We start from the raw sequence: 24,012 nt of genomic DNA, 5'->3' as shown, positions 1-24,012 counted from the left end.
TCTTCATCAAAATCTCCTCATGCATATTGCCGAGAAAATTCTACTTTTGAACCCGATTAGTGCGCGGGAGGATTACCCTGCAGGCCTTTCAGAAACTAGAAAAGTCGGCTTAACTTATTGAAAAAAATGGCGCACCCGACAGGATTCGAACCTGTGACCTTTGGAATCGGAATCCAACACTCTATCCAGCTGAGCTACGGGTGCTTGCCCTAGGCGATGACTCGCCTGTCCGATGAGAGGGTTCTTAGCCTAGCTGGGGGCGGGCTTCAATCGGGAAAATGCGGAAATCGGCGTTTCCGGTGGTGTTGAAAGGATAGAGCCGCCGGCGGGGTCGCGGGCGGCTCTTTGTTTTCGGCTTGAACCGGTCAGGCGGTCTGCATCGCGCCGGGGCCGGGGATGGCTTTTTCGGGGACCTTGCCGAGGATGATCATGCCGAGCACCTCGTCCTTGGTAACGTCTTCGGTACGGGCGTGGCCGACCACCTGGCCGTTCTTCATCACCGAGACGCGGTCGGCGAGGTCGAAGACGTCGTGGATGTCGTGGCTGATCAGGAAGATGCCGATGCCTTCCTTCTTCAGCTGCTTGATCAGCTCGCCGACCTGCGCCGTCTCCTGCGGGCCGAGCGCTGCGGTCGGCTCGTCCATGATGAGGATGCGGGCGTTGAACAGGATGGCGCGGGCGATGGCGACCGATTGGCGCTGGCCGCCGGACAGCGCCTTTACCGGCTCCTTGAAGCGCTGGAAGTTCGGGTTGAGGCGGCCCATCACTTCGCGGGTTTTCGCTTCCATCGCCACGTCATCGAGCGTGCCCCAGGGGGTGCGCAGCTCGCGGCCGAGATAGAGGTTGGCGGCGGCATCGACATTGTCGGCGACGGCGAGCGTCTGGTAGATCGTCTCGATGCCGTACTTCTTGGCGTCGCGCGGGTTGTTGATGTCGGCGGGTTCGCCATTGATCAGGATCTCGCCGCCATCGCGCTTGTAGGCGCCGGAGAGGATCTTGATCAGCGTCGACTTGCCGGCGCCGTTATGGCCGAGAAGTGCGACCACTTCGCCGGGATAGAGGTCGACCGAGGCATTGTCCACGGCGTGGATGCCGCCGAAGGAGATGGAGATGTTCTTCAGCTCCACGAGGGGCGTACTTGTGTCCGTCATTGGATGGGCTCCTCTTACTTGGCGCGGGCGCGGTAGACCGTGTCGAGCCAGACGGCGACGACAAGGACCATGCCCACCACGATGCGCTGGAACGGGGTGTCGATGCCGACCAGCACCATGCCCGATTGCAGCGATTGCATGACGAGGGCGCCGAGCATGGCGCCTGCGATTGTGCCCATGCCGCCGGCAAGCGACGTGCCGCCGATGACGGCTGCGGCGATGGTGTAGAGCTCGTCGAGCTCACCCTGCGCGTTGGTTGCGGCATTGAGGCGGGCGGTGGAGATGGCGGCGGCGATGGCGCAGAGAATGCCCATCAGCGCGAAGATTTTTACCGTCACCCAGCGGGTCTTGATGCCGGCGAGTTCCGCGGCTTCCTGGTTGCCGCCGATCGCGAAGACATAGCGGCCGAAGCGCAGGCGTGTCGAGATGAAGGTCATGACGATGCCGACGACGATGGCGATCAGCACGGGGATGGCAATGCCGTGCGGGATGAACAGGCCGCCCTCCGGCCAGGCGATGCCGTTGGCGTCGGCATATTTGCGGGCAATGGCGACGGGCCAGGGATAGGCATTGACGACCGCGATCGCACCGAGCACCAGCGCACAGCCGACGGCGGTCAGAAAGTATTCCGCCCACATCGGGCGCTGCGGGAAGCCGAAGCGCTGGCGCTGCTTGCGTGAATTGATGATGGTGGCGACGATGGCGATGCAGGCGAGGACGCCAACGATCCAACTTGCCGTGGCACCGATCGAGCCCTCGGTGCCGCCGCCCATCAGGCGGAAGGTGGCATCCATCGGCGCGACCGTGCGGCCGCTGGTGACGAACCACGTGGCGCCGCGCCAGACGAGCAGGCCGCCAAGCGTCACGATGAACGAGGGCACGTTGAGGAAGGCGATGATCGAGCCGTGCAGCGCGCCGATGGCCGCGCCCAGCGTGATGCCGGCAAGCAGCGTGATGACCCAGATCGCCGGGTGATTGAAGCCAAGCAGCTGCGGCAGCAGTTCGGCCTGCAGCACGCCCATGCTCATGCCCACGAAGCCGAGGATGGAGCCGACGGAAAGGTCGATGTTGCGGGTGACGATGACGAGCACCATGCCGGTCGCCATCACGGCGACGGAGGCCGTCTGGACGGAGAGGTTCCACAGGTTGCGCGGCGTCAGGAACAGGCCGCCGGACAGGATGTTGAAGCCGATCCAGATGATCAGCATGGCGCCGATCATGCCGAGCAGGCGCGTGTCGATCTCGGTGGCGCGAAAGAAGCGCTTTACCGGGTTCTCGCCCGCCGATCGCGCGCGGTTGGCATGTGCGGTAGTCGTGATGTCGGCCATGGCTTTGCCGTCCCCCCACTTTTGTTGACGTGTCCTTCGGGCGCTCGGATTTTTATCCGTTTCGAGGATGTGTCGCCGTCGCATCCTCCGCCCGCTGCCCATCTTGCGCAAGCGCCGCAACGTATGACGTTGCGGCGCCTGGTGATGGTCAGGTCATTTGCGGTTCATGGCCCGTCAGTTGCAGGCCGCAACCGAGCCGGCAGCGACGCCCTGGCAAGCCGTTTCCTTCGGGATCCAGCCGGCGTCGATGACGACGTTCAGGTTGTCCTTCGTGATCGGCAGCGGTGCGAGGAAGACCGACTTCATCTCGACGCCCTTCGGGCCGCCGTTGAAGGTGGTCACGCCTTCGATTTCGTCCATGGTCTTGCCGCTGGCGAGCGTTGCTGCAATTTCCGCAGCGCGCTTGCCGAGTTCACGGCTATCCTTCCAGACCGACACGGTCTGGGTGCCGAGTGCGACGCGGTTCAGCGCAGCGTGGTCGGCATCCTGGCCGGAGACCGGTACGGAGCCGGCGAGGCCCTGGGCAGCCAGGGCCGCGATTGCGCCGCCGGCCGTGCCGTCGTTCGAGGCGACGACCGCGTCGACCTTGTTGTCGTTCGCCGTCAGGAACTGTTCCATATTCTTCTGGGCGTTTTCCGGCTTCCAGCCGTCGGTGTAGGCTTCACCGACATTCTTGATCTTGCCGGCATCGACCGCTTCCTTCAGCACTTCCTGCTGGCCTGCGAAGAGGAAGTCGGCGTTCGGATCGGACGAGGAGCCCTTGATGAAGACGTAGTTGCCTTCCGGCTTCACCTTGAACACTTCGCGGGCCTGCATGCGGCCGACTTCCTTGTTGTCGAAGGTGATGTAGAAGGCAGCCGGGTTTTCGATCAGGCGGTCGTAGCCGACGACCGGGATGCCTTCTGCGGCAGCCTTCTCGATGGCCGGGCCGATGGCTTCCGAGTCCTGGGCGAGAACGATGATGGCGTTTGCGCCCTGGGCGATCAGCGATTCGACGTCGGTCAGCTGCTTTGCGGCAGACGACTGGGCATCAGCCGAAATGTACTTGTCGCCGGAGGCTTCGAGCGCTGCCTTGATGGCGGCTTCGTCGGTTTTCCAACGCTCTTCCTGGAAGTTCGACCAGGAAACGCCGACCACGAGGTCCTTGGCGTGTGCAACGGAATGCAAGGAAACGATGATGGCAGCCCCTGCCATCAGCTTCAAAACGAACTTCATAATATCCTCCCAAGTGAACACCGGCCGCCTGGACGAACCTCCCGTCCAATCAACGACCGGCCACGATCTTACTGTCTCGATACCCCTCCCGACGGTGCCGGGACTTTTTTCTCGACAGTCGAGAAAATAAATGTCAGAACTTTTGCAGGCTGTCAACATGGCTTGAAAGGCCTTGAATGACGGCACGACAGATGCTTTGGGAGGGGCATGTGTTGCAGCATGTGAGAGTGAGTGGAATCCGGGGATGCTGACCAAGTCGAGCACGGAGCTTGTGCGTCAGCAGAACAGCGCGCTCGTGCTCGCCTCTCTGCGCCGGCACGGGCCGCTCGCCCACACCGATATTTCCCATCATACCGGCCTTGCGTCCGCGACCGTTTCGGCAATCACCGCCGATCTCGAAAAGGCGGCCGTGCTGGAGCGCCGCGAGCAGCAGGTATCTGCGTCGCGCGGGCGGCCGCGTGTCATCTTCGGCCAACGGCGCGATGCCGGCTACCTCATCGCCGTGCGCATCGCCTCCGACATCGTGCAATATTCGCTTGCCGACTATGGCGGGACGCTGCTCGACCGCTTCGAGGAGGCGCGCAATCACGCAGATACCGCGACGCGGCCGTTTGGCGAGGCCTTCGTGGCGGCACTCGACAAGCTGGTGAGCCGCTCGCGGATCGACCGCGCGCAGGTGCTTATCGTCTCGATCAGCAGCAAGGGTCTCGTCGATCCCGCGACGGCGCGTCTTGTCTGGTCGCCGGTCTTCGGTTCGCAGCAGGTCGATTTCGCAGCCCTGCTGCAGCCGCACTGGCGGGCCAAAATCCTGCTCAACAACGAGACTTTGCTCGTGGCGCATGCCATGGCGCAACGCATGGAGAAGGCGGGGGTCAAGAATTTGCAGGCGGTCGCGGCCCTCTCGCTCGGCCACAGCATCGGGCTCGGCATCGCGCGGTTCGATCGCACCAGTGAACTGTCGGTCACGGCGCCGAATTTTGGGCACATGCTGAATTCGTCGGATGGCAAATTGTGCCGCTGCGGCTCGCACGGCTGTATCGAGGCGTCGGCCGGCTTCTACGGCATCCTGCGCACTGCCTTCGAAGTGCCACCGGATACGATCCCCGCAAAATTCGTGCCGCTTGCGGAAATGGACAAGATCGCGCTGCGCGCCCGGCAGGGCCATCGCATGTCGGAATATGCCTTCCGTCAGGCAGGCCTCGCTTTGGGGCAGGGGCTGTCGCGCGTTGTGAGCCTCTACGAAAGCATGCCGATTGCCATCACCGGCCCCGGCACACGCTATTTCGACCTGATCCGGCGTGGCCTGGAGGAGGGTCTCGCCCAGTCACAGCAGGTCCGCCTGTTCGGCGCCCCGCCGATCTCCGTGGTGCCGGAGGAGGCAACGCTGGTGCTGGAAGGTCACCTCGACCGCGCGCTTGCGGAGATGGATCACGATGTCATTGCTGCTCGGACGATCAGCGAGTGACTGCGGCAAGCGGGCCATAGGCTCGAATCCTGTCGCACGCACCACTTTCTTCTTCCGGAGGATCTAAGTATGTAGAAGAAATTGTTGTTAAGGGTGGGAAATGGGTAAGCCGCTACCGGTATTTTTTCATGTCGGCCACGAACTAAATTTGAAGACCAAAGCCCGAAAAGGTTTGGCGCAACTGGATGGCCCGTCGCTGAAAATTTGCGAGAGTGGCACCGGAGCTGAGATCAATTTCCTCACAGAGACTATGAGGAGTGTAGCCTTTGTTCGCCCTCATATGATTGGCTCTGTGATTAAAATCGACTTAGGTTCGGAATATTTATTTATGTCAGTAACAAGATTTATGGTCGGGCAATTTGCGCTGGTGAATCACTTTGGGACCGCTCGCCTCTTTAACGCGCTAGCGGTGACGAGTGCTGGGCCTTCGACATCAGAGTTTCCTATTCGCCGGTCGCTGTCTAAGAAGCGGCGTTTCGCGATATTTATGATCTCTGCCCTTGTTAGTTTTTCATGTATCGCCGGGCTCAGTTTCCTTAAGCGTTATTGGTAGAGGGTTTTTATCGCCATTGACCACGGTCACCACGACGCCTGCGGCGAATCTTAATCCATCCAAACCAGCACGGATCACCTGGATAGGGCGGCCGCCGATCATCTCGGGTCGATACTCCACTGTGGCACGATTCTCTGATGACTTGGGGTGGCCGGGCGGAGAGGCGTGGAGTGTGGTTATCGAAGTAGTCGATGGCGAGGCGCGGGCAAGCTTTTTGGTGCCCGATGCCCCGCATGGGCGCCTCGAAGAGGGGGCCGTGTTTGAACTATTCGAGGGCAGGAATCTCTCCGCCTCTGTGCTCATTCTTGACGAGCCGAGCATATGAAATGCCGTCGGTCCGCACAGTGGCTCGGGTTAACCGCTAAACGGGGAGACGTTGCCCTGGCTGAGCTCCAACAAAAAGACCGGGCGACAGAATCGCCCGGCCAGTTGCTTGGGAGGAGGGTTTCGTCAGGCGACGGAGATCTGGCGCTTTTCCTGGACCGACTTCACGGCCGCATCGGCGAGTGCCAGTGCTGCGAGACCATCGGCGCCTGACGGCGAGATTACGGCGCCCTTTTCGATCGCCGCGATGAAGGCGGCGATCTCGTTGGCATAGGCTTCGGTGTAGCGGGTCATGAAGAAATCGTGCAGCGGCGGACGGGTGTAGCCGTCGCCGTTGGCGATTTCGATCGAGACCGGGCGCTGGTTTTCGGCGGAGACGACGCCCTTGGAGCCGTGCACTTCGATGCGCTGGTCATAGCCGTAGGTGGCGCGGCGGGAGTTCGAGATGATCGCCTGCTTGCCGGACTTGGTCTGGAGGATGACCGAGACGCTGTCATAGTCGCCGGCCTTGCCGATTTCGGGGTCGACCAGAACGGCGGCGGTCGCCGACACCGAGGCGACCTCTTCGCCCAGCAGGAAGCGGGCCATGTCGAAGTCGTGGATCGTCATATCGCGGAAGATGCCGCCGGAGCGCTTGATGTAGTCGACCGGCGGGGCGCCGGGATCGCGGGACGTGATGGTGACCATCTCGACGTCGCCGATCTTGCCGTCATCGATCGCCTTGCGCACAGCCATGAAGTGGGGGTCGAAGCGGCGGTTGAAGCCGACCATCAGCTTGCCCTTGGTTTCTTCCACCACCTTCATGCAGGCGCGCACGCGGTCGACGTCGAGGTCGATTGGCTTTTCGCAGAAGATCGCCTTGCCGGCGCGGGAAAAGCGTTCGATGAGGTCGGCATGGGTGTCGGTCGGCGTGCAGATCACGACGGCGTCGATGTCCCTGGCGGCTTCGATCGCCTCGATCGTGCGCACGTCGCAGCCATACTGCTTGGCAATGGCGTCGGCGGCGGCCGGGAAGGCGTCAGCGACGGCGACGAGCACGGCATCGGGATTGCCGGTCACGGCCTTGGCATGCACCTTGCCGATGCGGCCTGCGCCGAGAAGACCAAATCTCACAGTCATCTTCATACTCTCTAGGTGGACCGCAGGTTTCAGCCTTGCGGGGTAGGGACGGGGCGATGCGCTCGCCCCGCAAAAGCGCCGCGGGAGTTCGCGGAATGGATGTCAGGTCTTGCGCTTCTTCTGGCGGTAGACGTCGACGACGACGGCGGCCACGATGATCAAGCCCTTGACGATCTCCTGGTAGAAAGCATCGACGCGCAGGAAGGTAAAGCCCGATGTCATGACGCCGAGGATGACGGTGCCGATGACCGTGCCGGTGATGCGCCCGACGCCACCGGCAAGCGAGGTGCCGCCGATGACGGTCGCGGCAATGGCATCGAGTTCATACATCACGCCCATGCCGGCCTGTGCTGTCTGGGCGCGGGCGGCGGTGACGACGCCGGCGAGGCCAGCGAGTGCACCGGCAATCGCGTAGACCTTCACAAGGTGCGATTCGACGTTGATGCCGGAGACCCGGGCCGCCTGCACATTGGCGCCGATCGCATAGGTGAACTTGCCGTAGCGGGTGTAGCGCAGCGCGATGTGGAAGATCACGGCGACGACGAGGAAGATCACGACGGGCCAGATGCCGGTGCCGATGAAATTGAACTGTTCCGTCAGGCCCGAGACCGGCTGGCCCTTGGTGTACCACTTGGAGATGCCACGCGCCGAGACCATCATGCCGAGGGTGGCGATGAAGGGCGGGATCTTGGTCTTGGCGATGAGCTGGCCGTTGACGAAGCCGGCAAGCAGGCCGACGCCGACCCCGACCGCCAGAGGCACGATGAAGGGCAGGTCCGTCAGCGAGGGATAGAGTGCGCGCGGCCAGGTGGAGGCTTGCGCCAGCGAGGCGGTGAACATCGCCGTCATGCCGACGACGGAGCCGGACGAGAGGTCGATGCCGCCCGTGATGATGACCTGCGTCACGCCGACCGCGATGATGCCGATGACCGAGACCTGCAGGATGATGATCGTCAGGCGCTGCGGGTTCATCAGGAAGCTCTGGCCGACGAAGATCCAACCGAGGATTTCGTAGACCAGCGCAATGCCGATCAAGACGAGAAAGATGTTGAGTTCCGGCGGGAGCCGGCGGGCAGATTTCTGCGCAGCGGCCTGGGCCTGCGCGGCGGAATTCGTGCTCATGATTACCTCCCTTGGGGCCGCTCGGCGGCCTTAAATCTCACTGGCCCAATCTTGGGACCCGCTGTTACTGGGCTGCCAGTTCCATGACCTTGACCTGCGTCGCCTCCGCGCGGTCGAGAATGCCGGTGACGCGGCCCTCGTGCATGACCATGACGCGATCGCTCATGCCGAGCACTTCTGGCATTTCCGACGAGATCATGATGACTGCGACGCCGTCCTTGGCGAGTTCGGTGACGAAGCGGTGGATTTCCGCCTTGGCGCCGACGTCGATACCGCGGGTCGGCTCGTCGAGGATCAGGATGCGCGGGTTGGTCAACAGCCAGCGGCCGATCAGCACCTTCTGCTGGTTGCCGCCCGACAGGTTCTCGATGCGCTCCGACAGGTTGGGCGTCTTGACCCTGAGCTTCTTGCTCATCTCCTCGCAGACTTTCGTCAGCGCGCCCTCGGAAACGAAGCCGTTCTTGACGAATTTGTCCTGTAACACCGCAATTTGCATGTTTTCCAGGATGTCGAGGATCAGCAGACAGCCGGTGTCCTTGCGGTCTTCGGTCAGGAACGCCATGCGATGCTTGATCGCCGTGTTCGGGCTGTCGATGCTGACTTGCTTGCCGTTGATCGAGATCGTGCCCGAGGTCGCCGGCGTCACGCCGAAAATCGTTTCGGCGACATTCGAGCGGCCCGAGCCGACGAGGCCTGCAACACCGAGGATCTCACCGGCACGCACATCGAAGGACACGTCGTGGAAAACGCCCTTGAGGTTGAGGTTTTTGACCGACAGCACGACATCGCCGATCGGCACGTCCTCTTTCGGGAACATCTGGGTGATTTCACGACCGACCATCATGCGGATAATATCGTCGCGCGTCACGTCGGTGGAGGCATGCGTGCCGATATACTTGCCGTCGCGGAACACCGAAAACTCGTCGGCGATTTCGAACAGCTCGTTCATCTTGTGGGTAATGTAGACGATGCCGATGCCCTGCGAGCGCAGGTCGCGGATGATCGTGAAGAGGTGGTCCACCTCGCGCTCGGTCAGCGCGGAGGTCGGCTCGTCCATGATGAGGACGTCGGATTCGTAGGAAACGGCCTTGGCGATCTCCACCATCTGGCGGTTGGCGACGGAGAGGTCACGCACCTGCACTTCCGGGTCCATCGCGATGTTGAGGCGTTTGAAGAGTTCGGCCGTCTTGCGGTGCATCTCGCCGTGGTCGACGAAGCCGAAGCGGTTCTTGGGTTCGCGGCGGATCCAGATGTTTTCCGCAACCGTCATGAAGGGCATCAGGTTCAGCTCCTGATGGATCATGGCGATGCCGTTCTCCAGCGCGTCGAGCGGCGATTTCAGGCGGATCTTCTGGCCCTTGAGCAGCACTTCGCCCTGGTCGGGCGTGTAGATACCGGCAAGGATCTTCATCAGCGTGGATTTTCCGGCACCGTTCTCGCCCATCAGCGCATGCACGGAGCCGCGCCTCAGCTTGAACTGGACGTCGTCAAGCGCGACGACCCCCGGGAATTCCTTGCGGATACCCTCCGCAGACAAGAGATATTCAGCATTCGGAATGGCGCCGCTAGCACGAACCGCGGCCATGGTGGTCGGACTGACCATCGTCCCCTCCCTCCCGGAGCAACCTGAAACGGGTCGGACGCGCGCACGCCAGCGTGCGCGCGTCCTTCATAGTCTAACTGGCTTTCAAGAGATCGGTGAGCCGATCAGTTCTTGGCCTGGAAGTCGGCGATGTTGGCCGGCGTCACGAGCTGGAAGGGGATGTAGACCTTGGTGTCTACCTTTTCGCCCTTGGCGAGCTTGAGTGCGGCATCGACCGAGCCCTTGCCCTGGCCGGCAGCATCCTGGAACACCGTCACGTCGAGGTCGCCGGCTGCCATGGCGGCAAGGGCGTCCTGCGTGGCGTCGATGCCGGCAATGACGACGCTGTCCATCGAGCGGCCAGCAGCCTTCAGCGCCTGGATAGCGCCGATGGCCATTTCGTCATTGTTGGAGATGACGGCATCGAATTCCAGACCGGCGGAGAGCCAGTTGGTCATAAGGTCGGAACCCTGGGTACGCGACCAGTTGGCGGTCTGCTCCTCGACGATTTCGAGACCCTTGCACTCGTCGGTTGCGATCACGTCCTTGATGTCCTGCGTGCGCACGCGGGCGGCCTGGTTGGACAGTTCGCCCATCATGACGATGACCTTACCCTTGCCGTTCAGCAGGCGGCAGACTTCCTTGGTTTCCAGCGTGCCGGATTCCACTTCGTTGGACGCGACGAAAGCCTGCTTTTCCGGCAGTTCGTTGACGTTCGCCGGCTCGCGATTGACGTAGACGAGCGGGATGCCGGCGTCCGCTGCGGCCTTGGAGAGAGCGGCCGTCGCGTCGGTGTCAACCGGGTTCACGATGATGGCGCTGACGCCGGAAGCGATGAAGTTCTGGACTTGGCTCTGCTGCTTGGCGACGTCGTTCTGGGCGTCTTCGATCTGCAGTTCGACGCCGTCGAGCGTCTTGGCATAGTCGGTCATGCCGTTGCGCAGAACGGTCAGGAAGTTGTCGTCGAACAGCGCCATCGAGACGCCGATCGTTTCGGCGTGGGCGGCGGTGGACATCATCACGGCAAGCGCCGAGCTCAGAATGAATTTTTTCATGTCGTTCTCCTCCTCAACGTGGTGTCCGGCGGCACCACCGACTTGGCCGGAAAGCTGACCCTTGGGCAGCCCGGCCCTTGCTCCTCCCGGGAGGCAGGGGCCAAAACAGAATAAACAAACCGCGAATTCCGTCTTACGGAATGTTTATTCCATTTTCTCGATACAACGTCAAGCCCGTTCCATTTTTTCCGGCGCGGCATCGTCCCATGCTTGGGGAAAAGTGCCGGCGGGCTCACCGCCGGCAAGGGAACTCAGACGTTCTCGCTGATATAGGCGACGCTTTGCGTGACCGCAGCCTTGGGGTCGGCGACGCCGTGGACGGCCGGCGAGAACGGCTCGAAGGACAGTGGACCGGTATAGCCCGCGGAAAGCAAGGCCTTGATCTGGCTGATATTTTCGAGCAGGTCTTCCGGTCCGACCAGAACGCGATGGCCGTCCCGCATGTCGGAAACGGAGACGGCAGGGTCTTCGACGCCGGAAATGTGGACCAGGCCGGTCAGGTCGGCAAAGAGATCTGGCTCGCCGGCCAGATGATGATGGAACGTGTCGTGCACGAGGCGGAATGTCTGTTCCCCGCCCACCGCCTTGATCGCTTCGGCGGCCTCGCGCTTCGAGCGTAACGAGCAGATTTCGAAGCCGAGCGGCTCGACCAGGCCGATGATGCCGGCGGCATCCAGCAGGGGCTTCAGGGCGGTCAGCGCTTCGCGGAGGTTTGCCTGCCGCTCGCCATCCGCCTGGCCGGTGCCGTCGTTCTTGGGCACGAGCACGAGCGCTCGGGCACCACAGGCCGCGGCGTAGTCGATGAGCTCCTTTGCTTCGGCCGCGCGGGCCGGCGTCCACTCGTTGAAACGCTGGAGGGCATTGATCGAGATGATCGTGACGCCGTGACGCTCGGCAAGGGATTTCACGTCGCTCGGCGTCGTGCCGTCGAGAATGGCGTTGCCGTCGAGGTCGTTGCGGATTTCGACGGCCGTCATGCCCAGCGAGACGGCAAGGGAGAAAAAGGCGTCGAGCTTCAGGGCGGGGGCGGTCATGTGGTTGAGGGCGAAATTCAGGGCGGGCATAGAATGGGTGTCCTCCGGTCGTCGAGGCTGCCGACAGGGCGCCTCGCATGCACGCATGAGGATCGGCAAGGCTTTTGCAGGCGTCAAAGGCGAAGGCGGAAAGACCGCCCTCATTGCTGAAAGATTAGTCGTGAGAATGACGGAAAACCATCATTCCCCGCTTCAGATATTCTCCGGCAGGAAGATGTCGAAGGGCAGGAAGGTCTGCCCCGGCACGGCCGAAGGGCCCTTTTCTATGGCGCTGACCATCAGCGAAACGAGTTCACGGCACAGGGCGGGCAGGGGGGTGTTGATCGCCATTGTGACGATATCGTCCGCCAGCCCTGCCTTCGATTCCGGCGTCAGTTCATTGACGATCAGCTGTACCTTGCCCGCAAAACCCTCCTCGCGGATTGCTGAAATCGCCCCTTCCATGCCGCCGCCGGCGACATAGAGGCCGACGAGGTCGGGATGCTGGGCGAGCAGGTTGGCGGTCGCCTCGTGGGTGATCTCGCTGGTGTCGAGATTGACCAGCGTATCCAGCACCTCGAAATCCTGGCCTTTCTCGCGGAAGAAGGAGCGGAAGCCCATTTCGCGCAGTTCATGGCCGTGGAACCGGTGGCTGCCGACGAAAATCGCCACCTTGCCCGGCCGTCTGGCGCCCTTGGCGATCATCCAGGCCGCCGTGCGCCCGACCTTCATATTGTTGAGGCCGATATAGCCCTGGCGCACGTCCATGGCGAAGTCGGAGAGCAGGCAGAACAGCGGGATGCCGCGGGTTTTCAGGTCTTCCGCCATCGTCGTGGTTGCCGGGTAGTCGGGGGCGACGACGGCGAGTGCCTGGTTGCGTGCTGAAAGCTGGCGCAGCATTTCCGTCATCGCAGCCGGGGTCTGCGCATTGATGAAGTCGATCTGCGGAATGATGCGCGCAGTGGTGCAGGCATTGCAGGCGATTTCGATCTCGCGGGCAAAGTTCTGGTAGAAGGCCTGGCTGGGGCGCTGGAAGCTGAAGCCCAGCCGGTATTGCGGCAGGTCCTCGAAGACCCGCTGCCGGATGAGGCCGATCGCGTGATAGCCGATCGCGTTGGCGGCGTCATAGACGCGGCGCGCGGTCTCCTCGCGCACCTTGTGGCGACCGTTCAGCACCCGGTCGACCGTTGCCACGCTGACGCCGGCTGCGTTGGCCAGGTCCGTTATGGTGGGCCGCGACGCCATGTTCCCCTCCCTGAAAGTTTCCATCAGGATCGAATGATAGTGAATGATGGAATTTGACGCATTCTATCATGGCAGGATTGAGAGATGCAAGCAGCGGCGCTATCGTTTGTGCATGAGACGAGACGGGCCGCTGGAGAGCGCCCCGCATGGAGGAGAGAGCGATGAAGCCGACGAAGCGGGACTACAGCCTTCTTGGCCGCGATGCCGAAGCTGCCGTTGCCAATGGGCTGGCTGCCGCCGAGTGGTATCACACCGACATCCCGCGCAAGGAGATGAAGGCACTGATGCAGCGCAGCGACGGGCCGGCGATCCGCGATACCGCGATCTGGCTCGGCACGATGCTCGTCACGGCCGCCGCCGGGATCTGGTTCTGGGGAACCTGGTGGGCGGTGCCGTTCTTCCTGGTCTATGGCGTGCTCTACGGTTCGGCGTCGGATTCCCGCTGGCACGAATGCGGCCATGGTACGGCCTTCAAGACGCTGTGGATGAACGACGCGGTCTACCAGATCGCCTGCTTCATGATCATGCGCAATCCCGTCACCTGGCGCTGGAGCCATACGCGCCACCACACCGACACGGTCATCGTCGGCCGCGACCCGGAAATCGCGGTCATGCGCCCGCCGGATCTTCTGCGCCTGGTGCTGAACTTCTTTGGCCTGCTCGACGCGTGGCACGCCGTCGTCGATATGGTGCGCAATGCATCAGGCGTGATGAGTGCTGCGGAAAAGACCTTCGTGCCGGAATCGGAGCAGCCAAAGGCGATCCGTATCGCCCGCATCTGGCTTGCGATTTATGTCGCGACCATCGCCCTCTGTTTCGCCACGGGGTCGATCCTGCCGGCCATGCTGATCGGCCTGCCACGCCTCTATGGTGCCTGGCATCACGTGCTGACGGGCCTGCTCCAGCACGGTGGCCTGGCGGACAATGTCACGGACCATCGGCTGAACAGCCGCACGGTCTACATGAACCCGTTCAGCCGGTTCATCTACTGGAACATGAACTACCATGTGGAGCACCACATGTTCCCGATGATCCCCTACCACGCGCTGCCGCGGCTGCACGCCATGATCAAGCATGACCTGCCGACGCCGAACCCGTCCATGTGGCACGGCTACCGTGAAATGATCCCCGCCTTCCTGCGCCAGCTGCGCAACGAGGACTACTTCCTGAAGCGCGACCTGCCTGCGACGGCACGGCCCTACAAGGAAGAGTTTCATGCCGAGCCAGCCGTCGTGGCTGCCGAATAACAAGCATTCACTGGAGGAGATGACCATGAGCGATACCTGGATCGAGGTCTGCGCGGCAGACGAGATCGACGAAGAGGATGTCATCCGCTTCGATCATTCCGGACGCACCTTTGCGATCTATCGCAGCCCGGAAGACACCTATCACGCGACGGACGGCCTCTGCACCCATGAGAAGATCCATCTCGCTGATGGGCTCGTGATGGATCACGTCATCGAATGTCCCAAGCACAACGGCCGCTTCAACTACAAGACCGGCGAGGCCAAGGGCGCCCCCGTCTGCGTCGATCTCAGGACCTATCCGGTCAAGGTCGAAGGCGGCACCGTCTTCATCGGGCTCTAGTATCTCTCGGGAGGATCGTTTCATGGCGAATTTCGTCATCGTCGGCGCCGGTGAATGCGGCGCGCGCGCGGCTTTTGCGCTCCGCGAAAAAGGGTTCGATGGCGCGATCACGCTGATCGGCAGCGAAGTCCACCTGCCTTACGAGCGCCCGCCGCTGTCCAAGGATGCCCTGGTCGCCGGGGCCGCCCCGAAGCTCGTTGCCGAAGCGGTGCGCTATGTCGAGGCACGGATCGACGTGCTTACCGATCGCACCGTTCTGGAAATCGACCGTGCCGGCAACCGCATCCTGTTCGATGACGGCGCCGCACTCCCCTATGACAGGCTGCTGCTTGCCACCGGCGCCCGGCCACGCGCCTTGCCGGGCACGCGCCATGGCGGGCGCATCGCCGCGCTGCGCAGCCATGACGATGCTGCACGTATTCGCGCGCATCTGGTGGAGGGCAGCCATGTCGCCATTCTCGGCGGCGGCTTCATCGGCCTCGAGCTCGCCGCAAGTGCACGCACGCTCGGCGCGACCGTGACCCTCATCGAAGGCCTGCCGCGCGTGCTGAGCCGCGGCGTGCCGGCTGAGATCGCAGCGATCGTCGCAAACCGGCATGTCGCCGAAGGGGTGGAGATCTTGTGTGGCGCCAAGGTCGCCGGGGTCGAGGAATTGCCGGGCGAGGTGTGCATCACGCTGGAAGGCGGGCGGATCGTTTCGGCAAACCTGCTCGTTGTGGGTATCGGCGCTGTGCCGAACACGGAGCTGGCGGAAGCGGCCGGTCTTGCGGTTGAAAATGGCATCGCGGTGGATGGCCTGCTGCGCACGTCCGATCCCGATATCTTTGCCGCCGGCGACTGCACGTCCTATCCGTTGCCGCTCTATGGCGACCGCCGCATTCGCCTCGAATCCTGGCGCAATGCGCAGGAACAGGGCCAACTCGCCGCGGCTAATATGCTCGGCGGCGCGGAAGCGCACGCCGCCGTTCCGTGGTTCTGGTCGGACCAGTACGACATGACGCTGCAGATTGCCGGGCTTGCCGATGGTGCGGCCATGACCGTGCGGCGCGAGGTGGGCGAGGGGGCCTTCATCCTGTTCCACCTCGACGCCGAGGGCCGGCTGATCGCGGCGAGTGGCATCGGGCAGGGCAACGTGGTTGCCCGCGACATCCGGCTTGCCGAAATGCTGATTGCCGCGCGCGTCCATCCCGACCCGGCCGAGCTTGCGGCACCCGAAACCAAGCTCAAGAAACTGTTCGCCGCCTGACCGGCGATACCCTGGGAGATGACAGTGAAGACCAAGAGACCGACGGTCGCCGACCTTCAGGCTATGAAGGGCAAGCGCCAGCTCACCATGCTGCGCGTCGTGACGCTGGAAGAGGCCGCGGCCGCCGAGCAGGCGGACATCGACCTCGTCTCCGTGCCGCCGGCACTGCTCGGCCCCGCCTTCCGCGAGGCGGCACCAACCGTCTTTGCCTTCCCCGGGCTCGAATATGGTGATCTCGTCACGACGGACGACTATCTGCGCGGCGCCTTCCAGGCGATGAAGGCAGGTGGGGATGCCGTCTATTGCGCGGCCGGCCTTTCGACGGTGCGGCGCCTGCGGGAGGAAGGCATCCCGGTCTGCGGCCATGTCGGCCTCATTCCCTCCAAGGCGACATGGACGGGCGGCTTCAAGGCCGTCGGCAAGACGGCGGAAAGCGCACTGGAAATCTGGCGCCAGGTCAAGGCGCTGGAAGAGGCTGGCGCCTTTGCCGCTGAAATCGAGGTTGTGCCAGGCGAAATCGCCGCCGCAATCAGCGCCAAGACCTCGCTCGTCATGCTCTCGATGGGGGCCGGCACCGGATGTGATGCGCAATATCTCTTCGCGGACGACATTCTCGGCCAGAACCGTGGCCATTATCCGCGCCACGCCAAGGTCTACCGCAACTTCGCGGCTGAACATGACCGGCTCCAGCAGGAGCGCATCGCAGCCTTCAAGGAATATGCCGAAGACGTGCGCTCCGGCGCCTATCCGGAGAAGGGGCATCTCGTCGGCATCGAGCCTGCGGAACTGGCCTCGTTCCTCGACCGTCTCGACGCCTGAAAAGCCGGTTCCCTCCTGTGGGAAAACCGCCTATGTAGGCGGTCGAAGGCCTGAGGAGACGTTCATGAAAATCATCGACACCGACCATCCGTTCTACCGTCCACTCTGGCGGCGGGTGCTTCTGGTCGCGGTCTGTGCAGCCTGGACGGGTGTGGAATTCTACAACAACGAGCAGACCTGGGGCACGATCTTCCTCGTCGTGACGGCCTATGTGTTCGCGAACCTCATCCTGTTCTTCAAGCCCTCCGATCCGGCGGAAAAGCCGCCGGAACAGGGCGGCGAGACAAAGAGTTAACGCAGCCCAAAACTCTTCTCGACATTGATCCGCCGGATCGTCTCGTCGATCAGCATGTTGGCGATCTTCATGCGCAGCGTTGCATTGATGCGCAGATCCTCCGGCGCGCGGTCGGGATGGTTGTCGCGCGCAAAACTGCGCCGGCGCGCCAGCAGGTCGTCCACGCTTTCCTTGCCATTCAAGGCCAGGTCTTCCGCGACCTGGTCTGGTTCCGTGCGCAGCAGATGCGGCGGCGGTGCGGGTGGGGGCTCGATCATCGGCGGGCTTTGCGGCTCGGGCGGGATTGGCGCGGGATCTTCATAAAGATCCAGATAGGCGGCAGCGGCCTGCGAGCCGGACATGAAGGTCGCACCCGTGCCCAGACCGGCAAAGCCGGAGGTCAGGCCGCGGATTTCTCCAAGGCCTTCGTCTTCAAAAGTGTCGTGGTCGCCATTCTCTTCAGCGGCTTCGCGTGCCTCGGCCTTCAGCCTTTCGAGCACGGATTCAAAAACGGTCAGGCCGAACATGGTGTCTCCTTCGCTCAGTCGGGCGAAAGCATCCGGCTGCGTTGCAAGATCAGATCATAGAGCAGTTTGGCGCTCGGGGGCAGCGCCCTACCTTTCACGGAAATGAGGCTGTATGGCTTGATGTCGATTTCGAAGTCGGTGTTGAGGATGCTGATTTCACCCGCCTGCGCGCCGACATCGGCGATGAAGACCGCCATGTCGCGGGCGACGGGGGCGATCGCGTTCGAGCCGCAGACGATGGCGGTGGTCAACAGGATGGACGAGGTGTTGACGACTGTGGAGGGCAGGGCGACGCCCGCCGCGATGAACAGTTCCTCGATGCGCCGCCTAAGCAGCGTGCCGGCCGGCTGGAACACCCAGTCATAATGCGGCAGGTCGGCAAGGCCGACGACGGACTTTTCCGTCAGCGGGTGACCCTTGCGCACGATGAGACAGGCCTTTTCGATGCCGATCTCGGTGACGTTGAACAGGCGCGGGTTAAGATCGTCCGGTACGCGGGCGATGATGAAATCCTGCCTTGCGGCAAGCAGTTCGTGGGCGAGAACGTTGCTTGTCTCCACGCGCACGTTCACCTCGATGCCGGGATAGGCGGCACTCACCTGCTGGATGGCCGGCACGGCAAGGCTGATCGCCGGCGCCGTCACCGAACCGAGGAAGACCGAACCGCCGGTGCCGGATTTCAGCGCGGAAAGCTCGCGGTCGACCTCACGCAGCTCGAGCAGGATGGTGCGGGCGCGCCGCGCGAAGGCCCGGCCGAAGGCGGTGAGCGCGACACCGCGCGATACACGCTCGCAGAGCTGGGCCTTGAGGATCGTTTCCATTTCCGTCAGCATGCGGGAGGCGGCGGGCTGCGAGATGTTCAGCGCATCGGCGGCGGCACTCACCTGGCTGTGCTCCTCGATTGCCACGATCATGCGGAGATGGCTGAGCTTCAGGCCGCTGCGCAGCAGGGCGACGCCCTGAAGGTTGTCGCCATCTTCGCCTGGAAAAAGTGGCTCGTCCCTGTCCTCTTGCAAGCGCATGTTTACCTCGTTTCATAAAATAGTACATTTGCCCCATGGTATATCAAATTTGATATCACTTTAGAAGCTTATTGCATTTGACAGTTATGGCAATTCGTACGACGTTGCGGCAATGTGCGCTGGGGTCCTTGGGAGTGGGGATCGGCGGGCTTTTGGCCCACCAGTCCAGGCCGTCGCCTGAAAGCGACCCCGCCCGTGCACAGAACAATGCCTGGCCGCAATTCCGGTCAGTGCGCACAAGGGAGAGACCTTTCAATGAAACTGATCACTTCGCTTCTCGCCGCCGCTGCCATCAGCGTTGCGTCGTTCGTTGCGCCGTCCTTTGCCCAGGACAAGGGCATGGTCGGCATCTCCATGCCCACCAAGACCTCGACCCGCTGGATTTCCGATGGCGAGACGATGGAAAAGTTGTTCAAGGACGCCGGTTATACGCCGGACCTGCAGTTTGCTGACGACGACATTCCGAACCAGCTCGCCCAGATCGAAAACATGGTCACCAAGGGTGCCAAGGTTCTCGTCATCGGCGCCATCGACGGCACGACGCTGTCCGACATCCTGCAGAAGTCTGCCGATGCCGGCGTGAAGGTCATCGCCTATGACCGCCTCATCCGCGACTCGGGCAATGTCGACTACTACGCCACCTTCGACAACTTCCAGGTCGGCGTTCTGCAGGCCACCAGCCTCGTCGACGGCCTGAAGGCTAAGTTCCCGGATACCAAGCCGTGGAACGTCGAACTCTTCGGCGGTTCGCCGGACGATAACAATGCCTTCTTCTTCTACGATGGCGCGATGTCGGTCATCCAGCCGCTGATCGATAGCGGCGCGATCGTCGTCAAGTCGGGCCAGACCGGCATGGAAACTGTCGGTACGCTGCGTTGGGATGGTGCCGTTGCCCAGGCCCGCATGGAAAACCTGCTGTCCTCGACCTACACCGACGGCCGCGTTGATGGCGTTCTGTCGCCCTACGATGGTCTCTCCATTGGTATCCTGTCGGCCCTGAAGGGCGTCGGCTACGGCTCGGGCGACCAGCCGATGGCGATCGTCACCGGCCAGGACGCCGAACTGCCGTCCGTCAAGTCGATCCTTGCCGACGAGCAGTACTCGACGGTCTTCAAGGACACCCGCGAACTGGCCAAGGTCACCGTCAGCATGGTCAACGCCATCCTGGAAGGCAAGGAGCCGGAAGTGAACGACACGAAGACCTATGACAACGGCGTCAAGGTCATCCCGTCCTACCTCCTGAAGCCGGTTGCCGTCGACAAGTCCAATGCCGAGAAGATCCTCGTCACGGACTCCGCCTACTACACGGCCGACCAGCTGAAGAACTAATCGTTCTTTCCACTCTCCGGGGTTCGCGCCATGTTGCGCGAACCCTCTTTTCTCCGGATCGCAGAGCGAATAGGCTCGGTTTCCCCGCCTCATGGTGGCGGATGGCCGCTGGAAACTGTCAATGAGCAAAACCCTTCTCGAAATGCGTGGCATCACGAAGACGTTTCCGGGCGTAAAGGCGCTCGACAACGTCAACCTGAAGGTCCGCGAGGGCGAGATCCACGCCCTTGTCGGCGAGAATGGCGCCGGCAAATCTACCCTCATGAAAGTGTTGAGCGGCGTCTATCCGGCCGGCTCCTATGAGGGGGAAATCCATTTCGACGGCGAAGTCCGTCGCTTTTCCACGATCTCCGACAGCGAGCATCTGGGCATCATCATCATCCACCAGGAGCTGGCGCTCGTGCCGCTTCTGTCGATCGCCGAAAACATCTTTCTCGGCAACGAGGTGGCGACGAACGGCATCATCGACTGGAAACTGGCGTTCCGCCGCACGCAGGAACTGCTGAACAAGGTGGGCCTCAAGGAGCCGCCAGGCACGCTGATCACCGATATCGGCGTCGGCAAGCAGCAGCTCGTCGAGATCGCCAAGGCGCTTTCGAAAAAGGTGCGCCTGCTCATTCTCGACGAGCCGACCGCCTCGCTCAACGAGAAGGATTCCGACGCGCTCCTGAAGCTGCTGACGGAGTTCCGTGCACAGGGCATGACCTCGATCATCATCTCGCACAAGCTGAACGAGATCAAAAAGGTCGCCGACCAGATCACCATCCTGCGCGACGGCGGTACGGTCGAGACGCTCGACTGTCATAACGAGGATATTTCCGAAGACCGCATCATCAAGGGCATGGTCGGTCGTGCGATGGAAGATCGCTACCCGGCGCGCGAGCCGAAGATCGGCGAGACGCTGCTGGAAGTGAAGAACTGGAACGTCTTCCACCAGCACCACCGCGACCGGCAGTTCCTGCACGATGTCAGCTTCAACGTGCGCGCCGGCGAAGTCGTCGGCATTGCCGGGCTGATGGGCGCCGGCCGCACCGAAACGGCGATGAGCATTTTCGGCCGGTCCTGGGGCCACAAGATCACCGGCGATGTCCTGATGCACGGCAAGCCTGTCGATGTCAGCACGATCCAGAAGGCGATCAAGGCGGGTCTCGCCTATGTCACCGAGGACCGCAAGCATCTCGGTCTCGTGCTGATCAACAACATCATGCACAACACGACGCTGGCCAATCTCAAGGGCGTGTCGAATGCGACGGTGATCGACAACCACCAGGAAGCCAAGGTCGCGGCGGGCTACCGCTCGAAGCTGCGCATCCGCTCGCATTCGATCTATCAGGAAGCGGTCAATCTTTCCGGCGGCAACCAGCAGAAGGTCGTGCTGTCGAAGTGGCTCTTCACCAATCCCGAGGTTTTGATCCTCGATGAACCGACGCGCGGCATCGATGTCGGCGCTAAGTTCGAAATCTATACAATCATCAACCAGCTTGCCGCCGAGGGCAAGGGCATCCTGATGATCTCGTCGGAGATGCCGGAACTGCTCGGGACCTGCGATCGCATCTATGTCATGAACGAAGGACGCATCGTGGCCGAGCTCTCCAAGGCCGAAGCAAGCCAAGAATCCATCATGCGCGCCATCATGCGCTCCGGGGAGAAACACTAATGGCCACCGATACATCGACCCAGAGAGCCCAGCCTTCGGTGGGAGAGTACCTCAAGAAGAACATCCGCGAATACGGCCTGTTGGTCGCGCTCGTGGTGATCATGATCTTCTTCCAGATCCTCACCAACGGCGTGCTCTTCCGCCCGGTCAACATCACCAACCTGGTGCTGCAGAACTCGTTCATCGTCATCATGGCGCTCGGCATGCTGCTGATCATCGTGGCGGGACATATCGACCTGTCGGTCGGCTCCATCGTCGCCTTCACCGGCGCCATATCGGCAATCATGCTGGTGAAATGGGGGTTGCCGGCGGTCATTGTCGTGCCGCTCTGCATCCTCGTCGGCGCGATCATGGGGGCGGCGCAAGGCTATTGGGTCGCCTACCAGAAGATCCCCTCCTTCATCGTGACGCTCGCCGGCATGCTGGTTTTCCGCGGCATGACCTATGTCGTGCTCGGCGGCCGCCCGGTCGGCCCGTTCCCGAAGGATTTCCAGATCCTCTCCACGGGTTTCGTGCCGGACTTCCTGTCGATCACCGACCCGGCGACGAGCCTGATCAAGAACTACTTCGCCCTCGTGATGATCGTCCTGCTCGTCGCCTACGCGGTCTATGCCGGCCTGCGCGAGCGGCGCATGAACGCCGTGCATGAGACCGAAAACGAGCCCTTCGCCTTCTTCGCCGTGCAGATGGCGATCATCGGCGCAGTCGCGATCTTCCTCGGCTTCCAGCTTTCCACCTATCGCGGCCTGCCGAACGTGCTCGTCATCATGGGCGTGCTGATCGTGCTCTACACCTTCGTGACGACCCGCACGACGATCGGCCGACGCATCTACGCGATGGGCGGCAACGAGAAGGCAGCGAAGCTTTCGGGCATCAACACCGAGCGGCTGACCTTCTACACCTTCGTCAATATGGGTGCGCTCGCGGCCCTTGCCGGCATGATCATCGCGGCCCGCCTCAACTCGGCGACGCCGAAGGCCGGCGTCGGCTTCGAGCTCGACGTCATCGCGGCCTGCTTCATCGGCGGCGCGTCTGCATCCGGCGGCGTCGGCAAGATCACCGGCGCGGTCATCGGCGCCTTCATCATGGGCGTCATGAACAACGGCATGTCGATCATGGGCATCGGCATCGATTACCAGCAGCTGATCAAGGGTCTGGTGCTGCTCGCTGCCGTGTTCTTCGACGTCTACAACAAGAACAAGGGCTGATCGGGCAACCGGCCAGCCATCTGAATTGCATGCGTGTTTGACGGGCTGCTTGAGGCGGCCGGTGCGGTGGCGTCTGTCCACCGCAGGTGCGGAGCTTTGGCGCGAGCCGGCTCCAGGAAGGACTAGGAAATGCTGATTTCGCAGGTAGCAAATGCTGACGGCTCGATCACCGTGGTCGTGCGGGAAGAGGGCGGCACGGGCCGCGCGGTGAACGGTGCGGACAGCGTCTATGCGCTGGCGCTGGAAGCCGCCAACAGAGGCCAGTCTCTGAAGGCCGTCATCGAGGCCAAGGGCCTTGGCGACGAGGTCAACCTCGAATCGGCCTATTCCGACGGCCGTCTGCTGTCGCCGATCACCCATCCGGACGCGGCACACCTGCACCTGACCGGTACGGGGCTCACCCATCTCGGCTCCGCCGCGACCCGCGATTCCATGCACAAGAAGACGTCGGAAGCGGCTGAAGAGACGCTGACGGATTCGATGAAGATGTTCCGCATGGGCCTCGAAAACGGCAAGCCGAAAGCCGGAGAAAAGGGCGTGCAGCCGGAATGGTTCTACAAGGGCAATGGCAGCCAGGCCGTCGCACCCGGTGCAGCCTTGACCTCGCCCTCTTTCGCGCTTGATGGCGGCGAAGAGCCGGAGATGGCCGGCATCTACATCATCGCCGCCGATGGCGCGCCGTTCCGTATCGGCTTTGCCGTGTCGAACGAGTTCTCCGACCACGTAACGGAGCGCATCAACTACCTCTATCTCGCCCATTCGAAGCTGCGGCAGGCGAGCTTCGGTCCGGAAATCCGCGTGGGTGCGGCACCGGACGATATCCGCGGCTTCTCGCGCATCGTGCGTGGCGGCAAGGTGCTCTGGGAAAAGCCGTTCGTCTCGGGCGAGGCGAACATGTCCCACACCTTCGCCAACCTGGAATACCATCATTTCAAATACGGCCTGTTCCGTGCGCCGGGGGACATTCACGTCCACATGTTCGGCACGGCGACGCTATCCTTCGGCGACGGTATCCGCACGGAAGAAGGCGATGTGTTCGAAATCGGCGCCGATGGTTTTGGCCTGCCGCTGCGCAATCCGCTGGCAATCGCCAAGGAAGAAGAGATCGAAATCCGCCAATTGTAATCGATGCGACGGCCTATCGGGCCGCCATGGCACACAGGAGGCTCGA

The 24,012-nt window shown here is 62.3% G+C and carries 22 protein-coding genes and 1 tRNA gene; 11 read left to right on the top strand and 12 right to left on the bottom strand.

Translation table 11 applies throughout. From position 1 onward, the window contains the following. Positions 1-127: 127 nt before the first annotated feature. From AC1RT2_RS22115 to xylF, 4 genes are all read right to left on the bottom strand, one after another. Positions 128-204, bottom strand: a tRNA-Arg gene (locus AC1RT2_RS22115). 161 nt (positions 205-365) lie between these two features. Then, positions 366-1,151, bottom strand: coding sequence for an ATP-binding cassette domain-containing protein (locus AC1RT2_RS22110; RefSeq protein WP_069057946.1), 786 nt, complete (start codon positions 1,149-1,151; stop codon positions 366-368). Between the two features lie 14 nt (positions 1,152-1,165). After that, on the bottom strand, positions 1,166-2,479 hold the full coding sequence (locus tag AC1RT2_RS22105) for a sugar ABC transporter permease (RefSeq protein WP_069057947.1): 1,314 nt from the start codon (positions 2,477-2,479) through the stop codon (positions 1,166-1,168). A 174-nt stretch (positions 2,480-2,653) separates the two neighbouring features. Continuing rightward, the gene (xylF, locus tag AC1RT2_RS22100; protein ID WP_069057948.1) at positions 2,654-3,694 is read right to left on the bottom strand and encodes a D-xylose ABC transporter substrate-binding protein; all 1,041 of its coding nucleotides are present in this window, start codon (positions 3,692-3,694) and stop codon (positions 2,654-2,656) included. 244 nt (positions 3,695-3,938) lie between these two features. On the opposite strand from xylF, the gene AC1RT2_RS22095 reads away from it, so the two are divergent. Next, positions 3,939-5,159: an ROK family protein gene (locus AC1RT2_RS22095; RefSeq protein ID WP_493105348.1), complete on the top strand. Its 1,221-nt coding sequence runs from the start codon at positions 3,939-3,941 to the stop codon at positions 5,157-5,159. A 100-nt stretch (positions 5,160-5,259) separates the two neighbouring features. Next, complete coding sequence (locus AC1RT2_RS22090) at positions 5,260-5,712, top strand: hypothetical protein (protein ID WP_493105346.1); 453 nt, start codon at positions 5,260-5,262, stop codon at positions 5,710-5,712. 450 nt (positions 5,713-6,162) lie between these two features. Here AC1RT2_RS22090 and iolG read toward each other — a convergent pair whose 3' ends face one another. The 6 genes from iolG to AC1RT2_RS22060 all read right to left on the bottom strand — a co-directional run bounded on the left by iolG (position 6,163) and on the right by AC1RT2_RS22060 (position 13,172). Next, entirely contained in the window at positions 6,163-7,155 is a 993-nt protein-coding gene (iolG, locus tag AC1RT2_RS22085) for an inositol 2-dehydrogenase (protein ID WP_493105344.1), read from the bottom strand. A gap of 102 nt (positions 7,156-7,257) precedes the next feature. Beyond that, positions 7,258-8,277, bottom strand: a complete 1,020-nt coding sequence (locus AC1RT2_RS22080; RefSeq protein ID WP_493105342.1) for an ABC transporter permease — start codon at positions 8,275-8,277, stop codon at positions 7,258-7,260. Positions 8,278-8,341: 64 nt separating this feature from the next. Further along, a complete protein-coding gene (locus AC1RT2_RS22075) occupies positions 8,342-9,880 on the bottom strand; it encodes a sugar ABC transporter ATP-binding protein (RefSeq protein ID WP_493105340.1) in 1,539 nt (512 codons plus the stop codon). Between the two features lie 104 nt (positions 9,881-9,984). Then, entirely contained in the window at positions 9,985-10,914 is a 930-nt protein-coding gene (locus AC1RT2_RS22070) for a sugar ABC transporter substrate-binding protein (RefSeq protein ID WP_069057952.1), read from the bottom strand. Positions 10,915-11,165: 251 nt separating this feature from the next. After that, complete coding sequence (locus AC1RT2_RS22065; protein ID WP_493105338.1) at positions 11,166-11,978, bottom strand: TIM barrel protein; 813 nt, start codon at positions 11,976-11,978, stop codon at positions 11,166-11,168. Between the two features lie 162 nt (positions 11,979-12,140). Then, positions 12,141-13,172, bottom strand: a complete 1,032-nt coding sequence (locus AC1RT2_RS22060) for a LacI family DNA-binding transcriptional regulator (protein WP_493105336.1) — start codon at positions 13,170-13,172, stop codon at positions 12,141-12,143. 146 nt (positions 13,173-13,318) lie between these two features. Between AC1RT2_RS22060 and AC1RT2_RS22055 the strand changes: the two genes are divergently transcribed. The 5 genes from AC1RT2_RS22055 to AC1RT2_RS22035 all read left to right on the top strand — a co-directional run bounded on the left by AC1RT2_RS22055 (position 13,319) and on the right by AC1RT2_RS22035 (position 17,119). Beyond that, entirely contained in the window at positions 13,319-14,419 is a 1,101-nt protein-coding gene (locus AC1RT2_RS22055) for a fatty acid desaturase family protein (RefSeq protein WP_493105334.1), read from the top strand. A 25-nt stretch (positions 14,420-14,444) separates the two neighbouring features. After that, the gene (locus AC1RT2_RS22050) at positions 14,445-14,759 is read left to right on the top strand and encodes a MocE family 2Fe-2S type ferredoxin (protein WP_493105332.1); all 315 of its coding nucleotides are present in this window, start codon (positions 14,445-14,447) and stop codon (positions 14,757-14,759) included. A gap of 22 nt (positions 14,760-14,781) precedes the next feature. Then, positions 14,782-16,005, top strand: a complete 1,224-nt coding sequence (locus AC1RT2_RS22045) for an NAD(P)/FAD-dependent oxidoreductase (protein WP_493105330.1) — start codon at positions 14,782-14,784, stop codon at positions 16,003-16,005. 24 nt (positions 16,006-16,029) lie between these two features. Then, a complete protein-coding gene (locus tag AC1RT2_RS22040; protein WP_493105328.1) occupies positions 16,030-16,824 on the top strand; it encodes a 3-methyl-2-oxobutanoate hydroxymethyltransferase in 795 nt (264 codons plus the stop codon). Positions 16,825-16,888: 64 nt separating this feature from the next. Then, the gene (locus tag AC1RT2_RS22035; protein WP_069057958.1) at positions 16,889-17,119 is read left to right on the top strand and encodes a hypothetical protein; all 231 of its coding nucleotides are present in this window, start codon (positions 16,889-16,891) and stop codon (positions 17,117-17,119) included. On the opposite strand, the gene AC1RT2_RS22030 is transcribed toward AC1RT2_RS22035, so the two are convergent. Further along, entirely contained in the window at positions 17,116-17,625 is a 510-nt protein-coding gene (locus AC1RT2_RS22030) for a hypothetical protein (RefSeq protein WP_493105325.1), read from the bottom strand. The genes AC1RT2_RS22035 and AC1RT2_RS22030 overlap by 4 nt on opposite strands. A 14-nt stretch (positions 17,626-17,639) precedes the next feature. After that, positions 17,640-18,647, bottom strand: coding sequence for a LysR family transcriptional regulator (locus tag AC1RT2_RS22025; RefSeq protein WP_493105323.1), 1,008 nt, complete (start codon positions 18,645-18,647; stop codon positions 17,640-17,642). A gap of 255 nt (positions 18,648-18,902) precedes the next feature. Between AC1RT2_RS22025 and chvE the strand changes: the two genes are divergently transcribed. From chvE to araD1, 4 genes are all read left to right on the top strand, one after another. Beyond that, the gene (gene chvE, locus AC1RT2_RS22020) at positions 18,903-19,976 is read left to right on the top strand and encodes a multiple monosaccharide ABC transporter substrate-binding protein (protein ID WP_493105321.1); all 1,074 of its coding nucleotides are present in this window, start codon (positions 18,903-18,905) and stop codon (positions 19,974-19,976) included. Between the two features lie 121 nt (positions 19,977-20,097). Beyond that, positions 20,098-21,633 (top strand): multiple monosaccharide ABC transporter ATP-binding protein, encoded by a 1,536-nt coding sequence (gene mmsA, locus AC1RT2_RS22015; RefSeq protein ID WP_069057961.1) that lies wholly within the window; start codon positions 20,098-20,100, stop codon positions 21,631-21,633. After that, entirely contained in the window at positions 21,633-22,841 is a 1,209-nt protein-coding gene (gene mmsB / locus AC1RT2_RS22010) for a multiple monosaccharide ABC transporter permease (protein WP_493105318.1), read from the top strand. The genes mmsA and mmsB overlap by 1 nt, the downstream gene beginning before the upstream one ends. Positions 22,842-22,970: 129 nt before the next feature. Continuing rightward, the gene (gene araD1, locus AC1RT2_RS22005; protein WP_493105316.1) at positions 22,971-23,966 is read left to right on the top strand and encodes an AraD1 family protein; all 996 of its coding nucleotides are present in this window, start codon (positions 22,971-22,973) and stop codon (positions 23,964-23,966) included. Positions 23,967-24,012 lie beyond the last annotated feature (46 nt).

The organism is Shinella sp. GW821-FHT11G07, from assembly GCF_058808115.1.
Note: the sequence above shows the minus strand (reverse complement) of the source record. Positions and strands in the feature narration are given on the sequence as shown.